The organism is Bradyrhizobium tunisiense (assembly GCF_042263385.1).
In the GTDB taxonomy this organism is placed as follows: domain Bacteria; phylum Pseudomonadota; class Alphaproteobacteria; order Rhizobiales; family Xanthobacteraceae; genus Bradyrhizobium; species Bradyrhizobium tunisiense.
Genome location: NZ_JBHLEV010000007.1, coordinates 137,730 through 153,439, shown reverse-complemented (window position 1 = coordinate 153,439; position 15,710 = coordinate 137,730). Strand labels below are relative to the sequence as shown.

13 protein-coding genes are annotated in these 15,710 nt (G+C 66.4%); 1 reads left to right on the top strand and 12 read right to left on the bottom strand.

Features of this window, described 5'->3' with window-relative positions; genetic code table 11:
* Position 1: 1 nt before the first annotated feature.
* The 3 genes from asnB to ACFDR6_RS27120 all read right to left on the bottom strand — a co-directional run bounded on the left by asnB (position 2) and on the right by ACFDR6_RS27120 (position 4,220).
* Positions 2-1,840, bottom strand: coding sequence for an asparagine synthase (glutamine-hydrolyzing) (asnB, locus tag ACFDR6_RS27130; RefSeq protein WP_375860132.1), 1,839 nt, complete (start codon positions 1,838-1,840; stop codon positions 2-4).
* Between the two features lie 3 nt (positions 1,841-1,843).
* Positions 1,844-3,397, bottom strand: coding sequence for a lipopolysaccharide biosynthesis protein (locus ACFDR6_RS27125; protein WP_375860131.1), 1,554 nt, complete (start codon positions 3,395-3,397; stop codon positions 1,844-1,846).
* Between the two features lie 142 nt (positions 3,398-3,539).
* The gene (locus ACFDR6_RS27120; protein ID WP_375860130.1) at positions 3,540-4,220 is read right to left on the bottom strand and encodes a hypothetical protein; all 681 of its coding nucleotides are present in this window, start codon (positions 4,218-4,220) and stop codon (positions 3,540-3,542) included.
* A gap of 327 nt (positions 4,221-4,547) precedes the next feature.
* On the opposite strand from ACFDR6_RS27120, the gene ACFDR6_RS27115 reads away from it, so the two are divergent.
* A complete protein-coding gene (locus ACFDR6_RS27115; RefSeq protein ID WP_375860128.1) occupies positions 4,548-8,165 on the top strand; it encodes an autotransporter domain-containing protein in 3,618 nt (1,205 codons plus the stop codon).
* Between the two features lie 30 nt (positions 8,166-8,195).
* On the opposite strand, the gene gspM is transcribed toward ACFDR6_RS27115, so the two are convergent.
* The 9 genes from gspM to ACFDR6_RS27070 are packed head-to-tail and all read right to left on the bottom strand — an operon-like array spanning position 8,196 to position 15,683.
* Complete coding sequence (gene gspM / locus ACFDR6_RS27110; protein ID WP_212091133.1) at positions 8,196-8,777, bottom strand: type II secretion system protein GspM; 582 nt, start codon at positions 8,775-8,777, stop codon at positions 8,196-8,198.
* Positions 8,774-9,811, bottom strand: coding sequence for a PilN domain-containing protein (locus ACFDR6_RS27105; RefSeq protein WP_375860127.1), 1,038 nt, complete (start codon positions 9,809-9,811; stop codon positions 8,774-8,776). Before ACFDR6_RS27105 ends, gspM begins: the two co-directional genes overlap by 4 nt.
* Before the next feature lies 1 nt (position 9,812).
* Positions 9,813-10,727, bottom strand: coding sequence for a type II secretion system minor pseudopilin (locus ACFDR6_RS27100; RefSeq protein WP_317243232.1), 915 nt, complete (start codon positions 10,725-10,727; stop codon positions 9,813-9,815).
* The gene (locus ACFDR6_RS27095; RefSeq protein WP_375860126.1) at positions 10,724-11,458 is read right to left on the bottom strand and encodes a PulJ/GspJ family protein; all 735 of its coding nucleotides are present in this window, start codon (positions 11,456-11,458) and stop codon (positions 10,724-10,726) included. Before ACFDR6_RS27095 ends, ACFDR6_RS27100 begins: the two co-directional genes overlap by 4 nt.
* Positions 11,455-11,850, bottom strand: coding sequence for a type IV pilus modification PilV family protein (locus ACFDR6_RS27090; protein ID WP_375860125.1), 396 nt, complete (start codon positions 11,848-11,850; stop codon positions 11,455-11,457). Before ACFDR6_RS27090 ends, ACFDR6_RS27095 begins: the two co-directional genes overlap by 4 nt.
* Positions 11,828-12,322 (bottom strand): prepilin-type N-terminal cleavage/methylation domain-containing protein, encoded by a 495-nt coding sequence (locus ACFDR6_RS27085; protein ID WP_375860123.1) that lies wholly within the window; start codon positions 12,320-12,322, stop codon positions 11,828-11,830. Before ACFDR6_RS27085 ends, ACFDR6_RS27090 begins: the two co-directional genes overlap by 23 nt.
* On the bottom strand, positions 12,285-12,740 hold the full coding sequence (gene gspG / locus ACFDR6_RS27080) for a type II secretion system major pseudopilin GspG (protein ID WP_212091116.1): 456 nt from the start codon (positions 12,738-12,740) through the stop codon (positions 12,285-12,287). The genes ACFDR6_RS27085 and gspG overlap by 38 nt, the downstream gene beginning before the upstream one ends.
* Positions 12,741-12,779: 39 nt before the next feature.
* Positions 12,780-13,991 carry a type II secretion system F family protein gene (locus ACFDR6_RS27075; RefSeq protein ID WP_212091112.1) on the bottom strand — a complete coding sequence of 404 codons (1,212 nt, stop codon included), beginning with the start codon at positions 13,989-13,991 and terminating at the stop codon, positions 12,780-12,782.
* Positions 13,992-13,994: 3 nt separating this feature from the next.
* Positions 13,995-15,683 (bottom strand): GspE/PulE family protein, encoded by a 1,689-nt coding sequence (locus ACFDR6_RS27070; protein ID WP_375860122.1) that lies wholly within the window; start codon positions 15,681-15,683, stop codon positions 13,995-13,997.
* Positions 15,684-15,710 lie beyond the last annotated feature (27 nt).

The window sequence follows — 15,710 nt, the reverse complement described above, 5'->3', positions numbered from 1 at the left end:
CTCAGGCGTACCTCGCCAACATCCATTTCATGTTCAAATACGGCCAGATCCGACCGACCGTCTCCCAGTCCCAAGTTTTCGACGCCGTCAAGCGGCTCACCGCTCTGCGCAAGGCCGTTTCATCCACCATTTCGGCAAAGGCCGGCACCTCGCGGTCGAGCAGGTCCGCCGTCCATCCGGCCAAAGGTCCGTTCAGCCATTCGGGCATCGGTGAATTAAAGCCGACCTTGCGGCGCGCGGTCCGGATCGATTCCGGCATCAAATTGGCCATTGCCCGCCGGGCGACCGCCTTGGTGTAGCCATCTGCGAACTTGCTGCTTTCGGGAAGCGCCATCGTGTACGTCACCAGGCGCCAGTCCATGAAGGGCATGCGGACTTCGACGCCGTGAGCCATCGAGAGACGATCGAAGTTGCGCAGGATGGTGGGAAGCACCGTGCTGTGAAACATGCGGTAGAGGCGCTTGTTCAAGCCGCCCCATTCGCGCGGCAGCACGTCGTCCTCCGCCGTCAGCGGGAGTTGAGCGGGAAGATCGCGCAGACCGCCGCGCAGAAAGTACACCCCCTGGCGCCTGAGGCCGAACGCACGCAGGACATCCACGCCGCGCCGGGTCAGCGCCGAGCGCGAGGCGAGGTCTTCGGCTGCGTTCCGGATTCGGAATGCACGCGCCTGTCCTTGCTGCAAATAGGCGCCCATCAACTCGTCCGCGCCGTGGCCGTCCAGCGACACCGTCACGTTCTGCCGCCTCAGTTGCCGATAGATCAACCACACGGCGCTGGGCAGCCCGATATAGACGTCATCGAGATCGTCGAGAATCCGATCCAGGTCTGCAAGTGCATCCGCCTGCCCGATTTCGAGGAAGGTCGGCGCAACTTCAGCCCAGGCGGCGGCCTCCTCTGCCATCGGCCGCTCGTCGTTCGAGGCGCCGGGAAACGTCGCGACAAAGGCATGACGCCATGCGGCGCTGTCGCGCGGCCCCATGCCCGCCTTCTCGTGCGCCGCCATGGTGCAGATCACCGCCGATGAATCGAAACCTCCAGACAGGCAGGTCCCGATCGGCACATCGCTGCGCATGCGCAGTGCCACGGCGTCCTGGAACAGCTCGCGAAAGCGCGCGGCGCGTTCGGCTTCGGTGGCAGGCACGGTCGGCAGATGATCCACCGTCCGCCACCAGCGCCTGACACTGACCTTGCCCTGGCGCAGCCACATGAAATGGCCGCCCTGCAGGCGGCGAACCTGGCGAAACAGGGTTCGCTCGCTTCCTTCGATCCCGAAGGGGTCGAGCAGCAGCCGGCGCGCCACTTCCGTGTCAACGGATGCATCGATCAGCCCGCTCCGCACCAGCGCCCGCTGCTCGGACGCGAAGATGAATCGCTCCGGCGACGCCGCGTAGAGCAGCGGCTTGATGCCGAAGCGATCGCGCGCAAGAAACAATTCGCGCGTGCCCGTGTCGAAGATCGCCAGAGCCCACATGCCGTTGAAGCGGGACAGCATGTCTTCCCGCCAGGCCTGCCAGGCCGCCAAGATCACTTCGGTATCGGACTGGCTGCGGAACACCGCGCCCTGCCCCTCGAGTTCGCGGCGCAGCTCGAGAAAATTGTAGATTTCGCCATTGAACACGATCACATGGCGGCCGTCCGCAGACAGCATCGGCTGATATCCGCCCTCGCCGGGATCGATGATCGCCAGCCGGCGGTGGCCGAATGCGAGGCTTCGGTCTGCGCTGAACCAGGTCCCCTCGCCGAACGGACCACGATGCGCGATCAGGCCCGTCAGCCGCGAGATGTCAGCCCGCTCCACCGCATTGCCGCCCAGATTTACGATGCCCGCGATTCCGCACATGTCCTAGACGGCCTTGAGGGGCAGGAAGCGAGCGAGGATCGAACGAATATCTTGCCGGCACACCTTCCGATACGGGCCCAACTGCGAAGCGGCAACCGCGACCACGAGGATGATCGCAGCCGTCAGCGACGAGACGGCCCCCACCGACCACCAGGACGGCGCGAGCCGGAGCGGCATGCGGTCGAGACCGTACCGCACTGCCAGCGCCATCGCGATCCCGATGCAAAGCGGCGTCAATACGCAATGCGCGACACGCGACCACATGCCGGCGAGCTTAAAATTGCGCCGCAGCAGGAAGACGACAGTCAGCATCTGCGCGATCATGCCGGCGCATGCGCTCCAGCCCGCGGCATGCCATCCGAAACGCGGCAACGCGAACGCGCTGGTGACGAGTGTGACGACACCCGTGATCAATGCGATGAGCGCGTTGGAGCGTGACCGCCCCTGCGCCAGCAGGTAAAAACCGAAGACGTTCGCGCTCGATCCGAGTATTCCGGCGATCGACAGCACGACGAGAACCCGCGCAGCCTCGGCCGCGACTTCGGCGCCGGTCCAGACATGCAGCAGCGGGCCGGCCACCGAAATCAATCCACCCAGGGCACTTGCAGCCAGAACGTTCAGAATCCACGAGGACCGGAACAGCAGATCGGCCTTTCGGTCCTCGCTCTCGCCTTGCAACGTGCTGAAGTATGGAAACAGGATTTCGCCGACCTTCAGGATACCGATATAGGTCGCCTCCTGGAGACGTTGCGCAACACCATAAAAACCGACGAACTGCGGTTGAAGCAGCGCGCCGAGCAGATATCGATCGGCCTGCCCGGCGAGCAGCGCACCGCCCTGCGCGGCGACCTGCCAGCTGCCGAACCGGAGCAGCCTGCCAAGCGCCTCGCGATGCAACGCTGGCGGTGCCAGCCATTCGCGCAGTGTACCGCACGACCAGGCCACGGCGATCAGCAGGCTGGTCGCAAACCCCAGCGCCTGGCAGCCGAGGAAAGTCGATGCGTGGGGGGCGGCAGGGATCAGGAGGAGCATTGAAACGATCGAGACCACGGTGCTGACAATGCCGGTCGAGGCGATCCGGCGATAGTCCTGCCGCGCGGTGAACAAGGAAATGAAGACCGCCGACACGCATTGGCTCAGCCAGCCGAGAGCGGCCAACGCGAAGGCCGATCCAAGGTCCTCGGCGGCTGGACCGGCCAGATGAAATCCGAGCCGCGCAAGCGGAGCTCCGGCAACCAGAAAGAAAATGGTGATCAGGCCGCCCGCGCCAGCTGCAAGCATGACCGCGGTCGCGAACAGGCGTCGCGCATCGTCGCGGTCGGACGGCTCCAGTCGCTGCGCAAGCTCGCGCGCCGTCGACAATCCGAGCGTGTTGCTGAACACAAGGGCAGGCGCAATGCATGCGGTGACAAGCCCCGCGATGCCGAATGCGGCGAGGCCGAGGTGAACGATCACGAAAGGCAGGATGGCCAGGTTCAGCACCACCGCCACCAGGAAGGCCATCGCATTCCACGCGGAGTTTCCCAGCAGGTCGGGGGGTCTTTTCCTGAACGTCATGCCAGCCAACCGGCCATCACCTCACCAAGCCCTTGCCGCATCTCCGATCGGGTCCCGCGAGGGGCGCGAATTCGGGCTAGCAGCCGATCCAGGGAATGTCGATAGTCGATAGTCTACAGGGGCCCGGCGCGCCTGCCAGCGCTCAGAGTCCATCCGACTCGCCGTTCTTCGGCGTCGAACGCGGCACGAAGGGAGAGAACGACGGATCGGCCGGGCCGGGCATCGTCAGCTTGCCCCCGGCATCCGCGGGCGGGCCCGCGGGAGCGGCTGCATCCGACCGCTGGAGCACCAGCACCTCGCTGCGCTCGCCCTGCTTGAACGTCACCTCGCGCGGCTGCACCGACGTCAGCGACCAGCCAGCGAGCGATTCGCCCTGCCGCAGACGCACGACCTTCTGATCGGCGCGGTTGACGAGAATTGCGATCGCGTCGCCTTCGCCCACCACGGCCCCGACCAGCAACAACGGCGGCGGCGCCTCGACCGGCTTGGGCGTTGCCGCAGGACTTTCCTCGACCGGCAAAGCGGCGACCGCACGCGGCGGTGGCCGGCGCATGGACGAGAAGATCGGGCGTTCCTGGGTTGCGCTCAGCGCCGAGAGCGGCACCGACCACAGCGGATTGCCACGAGGGATAGGCTTGCCCGGCATTTGCTGCGCGGGCCGCGCGATCGGTCTCACCGTTCCGACGTCGACACTTTCAGCAGCGCTGCCGGCCGCGTCGTCCGACAGGACGTCCACCCGCGACGAGGTGGCCGCCATGGTTCCGGCAGCGCCCAGCACCACGCACAGCACGGCCAATCCTGTCGGCCTCAGCCAGCCGGACATCGATATTCCCCTGCGACGACGGACCACGCCACGACGACGGCGAGGCATCCGCGCCAAACTAGTTCCGATCCACGGCGCCATCAACCCGTCCTGCCACCCTAACTAGCATGCGCACTCCGCGCTGAACCTGTTGCAATGCACGAATATGTTGCCCGACGGCCACGATGGCTGAAAATGCAGGGCGGACAGGCCCGAACCCAACGCAAATGGATATCCATTCATTGCAGGCCGTTGCAGCGCCGTGAGATTATGGCGCGGGCGCCGGGCCTACGTACGCGCCCAGGTTGTATGCTCGCGATGATTTCTTTGATGTTTTGAGACGATCGGATGGCTGGACCGACAATGGCAGGTGGGCGAATCGGATACGGGCTGCGATCCGTCGTGCGCCACTCCCTGGCGACACTCCTCGCCACCACGGCACTCGGCGTCGTCGCCGCGCATGCCGTGGACGGCACATGGACCGGCGGCTCCACAGACTGGACGGATCCCACCAATTGGTCATCCAACCCGAGCGTGCCGGACGAGACCGCGACCTTCAGCAACACCGGAAGCACGGCGGTCGACAACAACAACGGCGTCGTCAGCATCGGCACGATCCAGTTCTCGAACGCCTCGCAGGCCTATACGTTCACGATCGGCAACCCGTTCATCGTCAATGCAACGGGCATCATCAACAACGATACGGGCAATACCCAGAATTTTGGAGTCACCGCCGGCAACAACCTGGTGTTCCAGAACAGCAGCACGGCGAGCGGCGGCGCCGGGGCCGTGACCATCACCAACGATGTCGGCGGCAACGTCAACTTCATCCAGGACAGCACCGCAGGGACGGCAACTCTCGCCAACAGCGGCTTCGTCACGTTCGAGGATTCGGCCTCTGCCGGCAGCGCCCAGATCACCAACAACGCCACCGGCCAGATCGATTTCTTCAGCAATGCTTCGGCCGGCACGGCTACGATCAACAACGGCGCAGGGGGAGTGCTGAGCTTCCACAACACCACCACCGCCGCCACCTCGTCCATCATCAACGACGGAACGTTGAATTTCGACGGCTCCGCCACCGCCGGCAGCGCCACCATCACCACCAACAACGGTGCAACGACGAACTTCAGCGGGTCGGCGACCGGCGGCAGCGCGCGCTTCATCACCAACGCCGGCGGCACCGTCGACATTTCGGGCCTGACCAGCGGCGGGATGACGTCCGGCTCGATTGAAGGCGCCGGCAATTATGCTCTGGGCGCCAATACGCTTACCACCGGCAGCCTCAACACCTCGACCCAGGTCGACGGCATCATCTCCGGCACCGGCGGCCTGACCAAGGTCGGCGCAGGCACGCTGACGTTGACCGGCACCAACACCTACACGGGCGCGACGACGATCTCGGCCGGAACATTGGCAATCTCCGGCTTCGGCAGTATTTCGTCATCCAGCGTCGTCACGGTGGACGCGACCTTCGACATCTCGGCATCCGCGGTTCCGTTCAACGCCATCACGACGCTTGCCGGCAGTTCGAGCGGCGCCGTCAACCTGGGTGCCAACAATCTGGTCATTACCAACGGCTCGACCGAGTTCTCGGGTGTGATCCAGGGCACAGGCGGGTTCGAGGTTTTCGGCGGAACGCAGACGCTCTCGGGCCTAAACACCTACACCAATGTCACGCAGATCGACGCGGGCGCAACCCTGGCACTGAAGGGCGGCGGCTCGATTGCAAATTCGCTTTATGTCGCCTTCTCGGGCGCGGCTTCGACGCTCGATATTTCCCAGACCACGTCCGGGGCATCGGTGACTCAGCTGCTCTCCTTCGGCACCAATGGCGTCGTCGCGCTGGGATCGAAGACGCTGACAATTACGGCTGGCAGCGGCACCGCCTTCGGCGGCGTGATCCAGGACGGCGGCATCGGCGGCGGCACCGCAGGCAATCTTGCGATCGCGAACGGAGGGCTGCAGCAGCTCTTCGGCACCAACACCTATACCGGCACCACGACCATCGCCAGCGGCGGCGAACTCGATCTCGTCAATTTCGGCGGCAGCGACGGCAGCATCGCGACCTCGAGCAGCGTCATCGCCAACGGCATCTTCGACATCGCCGCCTTGAGTACCGGCACCGCGATCAAGTCGCTCTCGGGCGCGGGCAACGTCAATCTCGGCGCCAACACGCTGACCATCACGAACGGCAACGGCACCTTTTCCGGCGTCATCGCCGATGGCGCCGCCGGCGGCGGACTTGCTCTGACGGGCGGCACGCAGACGCTCACCGGCGTCAACACCTATACGGGCGCCACCGCCGTGAACGGCGGCACGCTGGTGGTGGACGGCTCGCTTCTGAACAGCCTGACCACCATCAACACCGGCGGCACGCTCGCCGGCAGCGGCACGATCGCGGGCGTCGCGGTCAATGGAGGCACGCTGGCGCCCGGCAGCGCGGCGAATCCGTTCGGCACGATGACCATCAGTGGATCGCTGATCTTCACCGCCGCCTCGACCTATCTGGTGCAGGTTTCCTCGACCAGTGCCAGCCTCGCCCAGGTCAATGGCGCGGCCGACCTCGGCGGTGCAACGGTGCGCGCGAACTTCACCTCGGGCACGGTCAAGAAGCAGTACACGATCTTGACCGCGGCCGGCACCCTGGCCGGCAGTACCTTCAATCCGACAGTCTTGTCGAACATGCCGACGCTCAACGCGACGCTGAGCTACGACACCAACAACGTGTTCCTCAACGTCAATGTCAATTTCGCGCAAGGCGCCGGGCTCAACGTCAACCAGCAGAACGTCGCGAACACGCTAACCAATTTCTTCAACACCGCCGGCGGCATTCCAGCGGCCTTCGCCGCGCTGGGGCCGGCGGGACTGACGACCGCATCGGGTGAGCTCGGCACCGGCATCATCCAGTCTGCAATCAACGCCGACGGCCAGTTTCTGAATCTGATGCTCGACCCGACCGTCGTCGGGCGTAGCGGCGGCTTCGCCAAGGCGGGCAGCGTCGCGCAGTTCGCCGAGAGCAACGAGGCGGCGGCCTACGCGTCGAAGCGGCCCGCCACCGCGCGCGAGCGCGAGGCTTATGCGATGGCGACCAAGGCGCCGCTGTTCTCCTCGCAGCCGAGCAGCCGCTGGAGCGTCTGGGCGGCCGGCTATGGTGGTTCGGCCGAGGTCGGCGGCAATGTGCAGGTCGGCTCGCAGGACTTGACCGCGCGGGTCTGGGGCGGCGCGGCCGGTGCCGACTACCGAATCTCGGTGGACACGCTGGTCGGCTTTGCGCTCGGCGGCGGCGGACTGAACTACTCGCTCGCCAATGCGATGGGCGCAGGCTCGGCCGACCTGTTCCAGGCCGGTGTCTATGGCCGGCACAATTTCGGAGCGGCCTATGTCTCGGCCGCGCTTGCCTATGGCTGGCACGACGTCACGACCAACCGCACCGTGGCGCTCGCCGGGGCCGACCAGCTCCAGGGCCGCTTCAAGGCCGACACGTTCTCGGCGCGCTTCGAGGGCGGCTATCGGTTCACGACGCCGCTGATCGGCATCACGCCCTATGCCGCGGCGCAGGTGACGAACTTCAACCTGCCCAACTACTCCGAAGTCAGCCTCAACGGCGGCGGCCTGTTCGCGCTGAACTACGCTTCGCAGTCTCTGACCAATACCCGCTCCGAACTCGGCCTGCGCACCGACAAGTCCTACGCCATGCAGAGCGGCGTGCTGACGCTGCGCGGCCGTGCCGCCTGGGCGCACGACTACAATCCGGGCCGCGCCGTCACCGCCGTGTTCCAGACCTTGCCGGGCACCGGCTTCGTCGTGAACGGCGCCAGGGTCGATGCCGACTCCGCGCTCGTGAGCGGCAGCGCCGAGATGAAGTGGCTGAGCGGCTTCTCCATCGCCGCCACCTTCGACGGCGAGTTCTCCGGCAACGTCACCAGCTATTCCGGCAAGGGCGTGTTCAAGTACGCTTGGTGAGGCTGACCAGTCCGCCTTGATTTGGCCGACCTATTTCCCCGCCTGCCACTGGCCCGAGACGCCCAGGATCACCCTGACGCGACCGGTGCCTGCATCGCTCAGCGCGGTGGTCTGCGGCACCTGGACGTCGAGCTGATCGACAAACAGGAACGGCATGCCGGCCTCGATATCGTAGAGCAGCTTCTGGAGCGCGGGCTGTTCCAGCTCGCAGCTCACGACGAGGCCGACGAAGCCGTCCTTGGTTCGCGCGCCGGATACGTCAACTTGCGAGGACTGGACCTGGCCGCCGGCATCGCTGACAGCAGCGGCAACCCTCTGCAGCAGATTGGCGCCCGCGACGGTCACGGTTGGCCCCTCCAGGAACGGCGTACCCGGCCGCTCGGCCGATAACGCAGCCGCATTCTTGGCGCCTCCCTTGCGGCCACGCAACTGGTCGAGCAGGTCGGAAGTCTGCGCCAGCGCTTGCCGATGGGCGACGATCTCGGCGATCGACAGCCCCGTCGTCAGCAGCAGCGCGCCGGCAATCGCCACATAGAGCGTAACCGCGATCAGCGGCGAACTCGCGAGCGCCCGCGCGACCGCATTGCCGCCGGTGAGCTTGGCACTGCTCATGGCACGTTCCTCGGTTCGATTTGCGCCTCGATATGGAAGCGCTCGCCGGGATCGGAGGAGCTGCGCGTCGTCGGGGCGTAGAAGGTCGCGCGGTTGAAATGTCCGGATTGCTCGATCAACGGGATCAGCGAGGGCGCATCGCGGGTGATGCCGCCGATCTGCAGCTTGTTGCCCACAAGATGCAGCTCGGTGACATAGGTATGGTCCGGCAACACCCGGCTCAGCGTTTCCAGCACGATCACACTCGCCGCTGTCTCGTATTTGCGGCGTTCGAGCAGCGCGAGTGGGGATCGCTCGCCGCCATCGCTGCCGCGAAGCGCGGCGCGGCGCTGGGTGATCTGCCGTTCGAGCTCCTTCTCCTGCGCGCCGAGGCCGTCGGCAAGATAGCTTGCCGCGACCGATCCGGTCACCGCGGCGACGGCGGCAAGAGCCAGCACCGCTTGCAGCGCCCGGCTCAACCGCGCCGGATCGACCGCGCCGCGCGACCTCTGCTCGAATACCTTGATGCGTCCGCCCGCGCTCGCCTCCGTCGCGATCGCGACCGCCGACGGATGGAACGGGGAGACGGCATCTACATAGCTCATCGCCAGCTTGCGCGGCGCCGCGGCGATCTCCGTGGTGATGCTGTCGCTGCCATGCGCCGCCGGAGCGCGACAACCGAACACCGCTTCGTTCGCGGTCCACGGCGTCAGCCGGTCGATCTGCGCCCGCACGATGCCGTCGAGGAAATCGGCGGCACGCGCCGGCAGTTCCAGCGGACGAAACAAAAAGCGCGACGACCGCAGCACGATCTCGACGCGGCTGCCGCGGACGATCTGCGCGAGATTGGCGCTTGCAAACTTGCCATCCTCGAACACAATCTCCTTCGGGACGTTCTCCGACTTGGTCGCTTCCAGCGCGAACGTGCCGGTCTCGCTTTCGACCAGCCGGACCACCCGCGGCGACACGGCCCGCTCCATGGCGCGAACGATCGTGCCGGCTACAGTGCCGGTCCAGGCATCGAGAATAGCGCGAAGAGAAACGAGTGAGCTCATCTCACAGAGGCTTTCCGGCGGAGCCGTCGACGGCGTTATGCCACGACAATACACGATACGGCTCATCGCCGGTTTCGAGAAGCAGGATGACGACCTCGGCCGAGCTCCGCCGATGCGACGGCAGCTCGACCGCGACTGTCAACCGGTACGCCTTCGAGCCTTCGATCGTCGCATTGGTGCTGCCGGCAAGCCCGACCAAGGCCCGGGAATCGACGTTGGGATCGGTGCGGTCACGCAGCACCTGCTGCAATAGCCCGGGCGACATGCCCGGCAGCGCCGCCACTACCTGCGGCGCGGCGTCGAGCACGTTCACCGTCCGCATGTTGCTGAACACCGTGACGAAGGGCAGCACGCGCTCCACGACGGCGGCCGGAATGCCGCGCACTAGCCAGAGTTCGTCACTATGCGGAAACGGCGCGTGACGCGGCAAATAAGGCGCGCCGAGCGTGCGATAGTAGGAATCTTCCGCATTCTCCTGGCCGGGCTCGGTCGATGCGCGCCAGGCGAGAATCCGGTCGGCATAGACGGGTGCGTCCGTCGCGGAGACACCGAGCGCCGTCATCAGGCCCGATAGCAGCGGCTTCGGTGCCATGTTGAGATCGACGCGCGCAGCCTCCGAACGGAACGTCACGCTCACCCGACCGGCACCGACCCGGGCATTGAAGGTGCCGCTGGTCGGACGCAGCGCCTCGTTCTGCGCCGTCAGACGATAGGCCGCGAGCTCGATCCCCGCGGTCACCAGCGCATCGGCCTGCAACCGGTCGGCATTGACGGAGACCGTGACCGCCGTGTTGGTCACATAGGTCAGGTAGATCAGCGCCAGCGCCGCCAGCGCCGCCAGCATCCAGAGCACCGCGACGACGATGAAGCCGCGGCCGTCGCGAAGCGTTGCATGCGCGTCCCTTGCTCCGCTCAAAGCTGCTGCTCCTCTTTCTCCGCCTGTTCCGGCCGAGTGCGCGCCGTGACGCAGGTCGCCGGGTTCTTGGCTCGGGCGCATTCGGCCGGCGCCGTAATGCGCGGAACCGCCGCGCCCGAGACCGCGAGCACCTGCCCGGAAGCACTGTCCCGCACGGTGATGCGGATGCGATCCGGCAGCTGCGGCTGCCCGCGCCAGATCGGCTGCCACTGACCGTCGGGCCCGGCATAGGCGAAGCTGACGCGGAACGGCGCCCGGATCAGCACGACCTGATCGACGAAGCGGATCTGCCCGTCGGTCGGCATCGGTTGGAACGGCGCGCGGTCGCGCACCAGGGCGAGCCCTTGAGCGTCGGCCTTTTCGATCAGACGGACGAATTCGAGGCCTGGACGCGCGCTCGGGCCGAGCGCCGTGCGCAGGAAGGTCACCGACAATTCGCCGCCGTCGAACAGCGGCACCCTGGCGTCGCCGTTCACTGTCATCTGCTCGGCGACGGAGAGGTCGGAGACGATGCGCTCGAGCCCGGTCGCAAGACGCTCGGCCCGCTGCACGTGGGCAATGCCGCGATTCCAGTTCGGCAGCCATTGCGCCGTCACGGTCGCCAGCGCCGCAAGGATGACGGTCATCAGCAGGGTTGCGAGCAGCACTTCGAGCATAGTGAAGCCGGCCTCATTGGCCAGCGCGCGGCGCAGGCGCTTCATTGCCAGGCGCTTCGTTGCCAAACCCTTCATTGCGCCGCCCTCGGCACCAGTTTCACCGTCGTGACCTGGATCGCGCTGCCGTCGGCGCGCTGCAGGCGCAGATTGACGGCCAACGGCACGAAGCGATCGCTGGCGGGATCACCGCCCGGCATCTTCATCGGCGCAACGTCGACCCGCCAGCGGCTGCCGGCCAGTTCGCCGCTCCGCCGGCCAGGTTTCAGCAAAGAGCGCGCCGGCAGGTCTGCGAGCAGGGTCTCGGCCGTGCCAGCGAGCGCCAGACGCTGGTCGATCGCGCGCGTCCCCTTCACCGTCGTGGCGATGACCGAGCCGATCGTCCCGAGCATGACCGCGATGATCGCGAGCGCGACCAGCGCCTCGATCAGGGTGAAACCAGCGGTGTCAGAGCAGCTTCTGCGGGACAATCTCGACGCCTCCGGTCAGCCAGTTGACACGCACCTCATAGCCGATACCCGGCCTCGCCAACGCGATCACCCCGCCACACGACATGCCCGACGGAAAGAAATCGATCGTCCGGCCCGCGGCCCTGTCGGCGCAGCGCGAGGCCAGCATCGCCTGCACCACCACGTCATCAGGCAGGCGGATGGTCCGGCCGGTGACTCCGGAACGGATCGCGCGCGCCTCCGCGTCCACCTGAGTCGCCACCCTGGTTTGCCGGCGCAGCGCCGCGTTGCGGTCGGCTTTCAGCAGCGCCGCGGTCTCGACCGCGTAGCTCTCCAGCCTGGCGCGCGTCGTCGTGCGCGGGACAGCCGGCAGGATGATTGCCGCCAGCAGGCCGATGATCGCGAGCACGCACAGGATCTCGATCAGCGCGAAGCCACGCGCATCGCCGATGCCCTCAGCGCGCGCCGCTAACAATGTCGGCCGCCGTTCCACTGCCGCCTTCCTGACCGTCCGATCCCAGCGAGATGATCTCATAGGGCGCGCTCGCGCCCGGAGCGCGATAGACATAAATGTGCCCCCAGGGATCGTTTGGGACTACCCCGCCGCGCAAATAAGGCCCGTTCCAGCCGGCCTGATTGGTGCTGCGGGTCAACGCGGTGAGGCCTTCGTTCGATGTGGGATAACGGCCGAGATCGAGAAAATAGAGATCGAGCGCGCTGGAAAAGCTCTCGATCTGAATCTTGGCCGCCTTCGCCTTGGACTCGCTGAGATAGTTCAGCACCCGTGGGCCGACCAGCGCCATGATCATCCCGATGATGGTGATGACGACCAGCATCTCGACGAGGGTGAAGCCCGCCTCCCCTCGGCCGGCGCGCCGCCGGCCGCGCTTCGCGCTTCGATATTTGGTCACTCCAAGCCTCTCCCGTTACCTGCTTGCCATCTGGCCCAACTAACCGACAATCTGGCTCACCGACATCAGCGCCGTCATCACCGACGTGATCAGGCCGCCGACGACCAGCGAAATCGCGATGATCGCCGCCGGGCCCGCGATGCCGACCGCGCGGTCCAGCGTGCGCTGCAATTTGGCCTCGTAGAATTCGGCGATCCGTCCCGACAGCATCGGCAATTGCCCGGTCTCGTCGCCGAGCCGGAGCATGCGGACCGCCATTGCGGGCAGTGCTTCGGTCTCGGCCAGCGCATCGGACAGCTTCGAGCCATGGCGGACGCGGTCGGCGGCATTGCTCCAGACCGCGGACGGACCGGTTGTCGCCATCATGTCGACGAGGATGCGCAGCGTGATGGTGAGATTGACGCCGCTGCCGAGGAGCAGGCCGAGATTGCGGCAGAACAGTGCCGTCCGGTATGCGCTCATCACGTTGCGGATTGCCGGCAGCCGCGTGATCGCATTGGTGACGCCGCGCCGGACGCGCTCTTGCCGGAGCAGGAGCCACGCCGCGGCGATGGTGGCCGCAAGGCCAGCCAGCACCGCGTCCGAATTGCCGCGCAGGAAGGTGGAGATGTTGAGAAAAATTCCGACCACCGGATCAATCTTGGCCCCGAAATCCTGCAGCACGCTGGCGAACTGCGGCAGCACGAAAGTGAGGAAGAACAGCAGCACGCAACCCGCCGCGCCCAAGACGAACAGCGGATAGCGGATTGCATCCGACAATCGCCGCCTCAGCCCCTCGCTGCGCGTGCGCTCGCCGGCCAGCACCTCAAGCACCTGGTCCAGCGATCCCGAAGCCTCGCCGACCCGCACCAGCGCGACATACATTGGCGGGAACAGCCCCTCGTGCCGCGCCAGCGCTTCGGCAAAGCTCTCGCCCGCGACGACGCGCGAACGGATGTCCGCAACAACCGGACGCAGCCGACCGAAATCCGGGTCGGCCGCGAGCAGCTCCAATCCGTCATTGATGCGTGCACCGGCGCGCAGCAGCAGCGCGAGGTCGCGGGTGAAGATTGTGACGTCTTCCGGCTTGGGCCGGTTGAAGAGGCTGAACACGCGGCCCGCCGAGCCGCCCTCTTCCGGCGTGACGTTGTCGACCAGCACGAGACCGAGCCGCTCGATCCGCTGCGCGACGTCGCCCGGCGCGGGCGCGGCAATGGCGCCGGAGACCAGTTCGCCGTTGGCGTTGAGCGCGCGGTAGCGATAGTTCGGCATGCGTCAGCGCACCGTCGTGACGCGGAAGACCTCGGGCACGGTGGTGAGCCCTGCCCGGCATTTGGCGACCGCATCCTCCAGCATCGTCGTCATGCCGGCCCGCATCGCGGCGGCGTCGATCGAGTGCGAGTCGGTCTGCGGGCCGATCAGCGTGCGCACCTCGTCGGACATTTCGAGGATCTCGAACACGCCGTTACGGCCGCGATAGCCTGTGCCGCCGCAGCGCTCGCAGCCGCCGGCCTCGTGCACGACCTCGCCGCACTTGAAGCCGATCACCGCAAAGCGCGGGTCCTCGGCGAGATCGGCCTCGGTCAGCGCATGCGGGACCTTGCAGCGGTCGCAGAGCACGCGCACCAGGCGCTGCGCCACCACCGCGCGCAACGTGGACTTCAGCAGGAAGCCCTCGATACCGAGGTCGATCAGCCGCGGCACGGCGGCCGCGGCCGTCTCGGTGTGCAGCGTCGTCAGAACAAGGTGGCCGGTGAGTGCCGCGTGAATGGCGATATGCGCGGTCTCCGCATCGCGGACCTCGCCGACCATGATCACGTCGGGGTCCTGTCGGACGAAGGCGCGCATGGCGGAGGCGAAGGTCAGCCCGATGGACGGCTTGACCTGGGACTGGTTGATGCCGGGAATCTCGTACTCGACGGGATCCTCGATGGTGAGGATCTTGCGCGTGGGCTCGTTCAGGATCGACAGCATGGTCGCAAGCGTCGTGGTCTTGCCGCTGCCGGTCGGGCCCGTGATCACGATCATGCCATGCGGCATCGCGAGCAGCCGCGTCATCACGCTCTCGTCGCGCGCGGCGAGACCGAGCTTGCTCATCTCCAGGAGACCACGGTCGCGCGGCAGCAGGCGGATGACGGCGCTCTCGCCATGCTGCGTCGGCATGGTCGCGACGCGAACGTCGATCTCGCTGCGCCCGACCCGCACGCGCGCGGCGCCGTCCTGCGGCAAGCGCCGCTCCGCGATGTTGAGGCTGGCGAGAATCTTGATGCGCGAGATCAGCGCCTGCGGCGGAATACCGTGCGGCGACGGCAGCGCGCGCAGCAGGCCGTCGACGCGCATGCGCACGACGAGTCCGGCGCGGAACGGCTCGACGTGAATGTCGCTGGCACGCAAGTCCACGGCGCGCTCCAGGAGATCATTGAGCGCGCGCACCACCGGTGCGCCGCTGGCGAGATCGCGCAGGCTCTCGATGTCGTCGTCCGACTGCTGCGCAACGCTCCTGCCGGTTCGATCGGCATTTGCGTCGTCGGCATCGGCCCGTTGATCGAGGACCGTGGTGATGTCCTCGTATGAGGCCACGACGACATCGACCGGCGCTCCGAACACGATTTCGGCGGCACGAATGGCAGCCGTGTCGGAGGGATCGGCGACAGCCAACCGAAATACGTCGTTGGGCGCACTGAAAGGAAAGATGGTGGATTCACGCAGAAAACGGCGCGAGAAGCCGTCGAGGCAAGGCGTGGCTGCGAGCAGTTGCGGCAGGCTCAGCCGCGTCAGACCGAAATGATCGGAGACTTCATCTGCGAATTCGGCGGCGGAAAGATCGGTGGCCTCCCACAACTCCCGCAAGGGACGCACGAGCGCGGGGTTGGCCGATTTATCGACATGGGCATGCGCCCGCGGCGGCAATGAGTATTTTTCCAGGAGGTGCTGCCGGAAGCTATCTGCGGAGCGGTCGCGCATCGCATTCACGGCGTTGACCTTGTGACC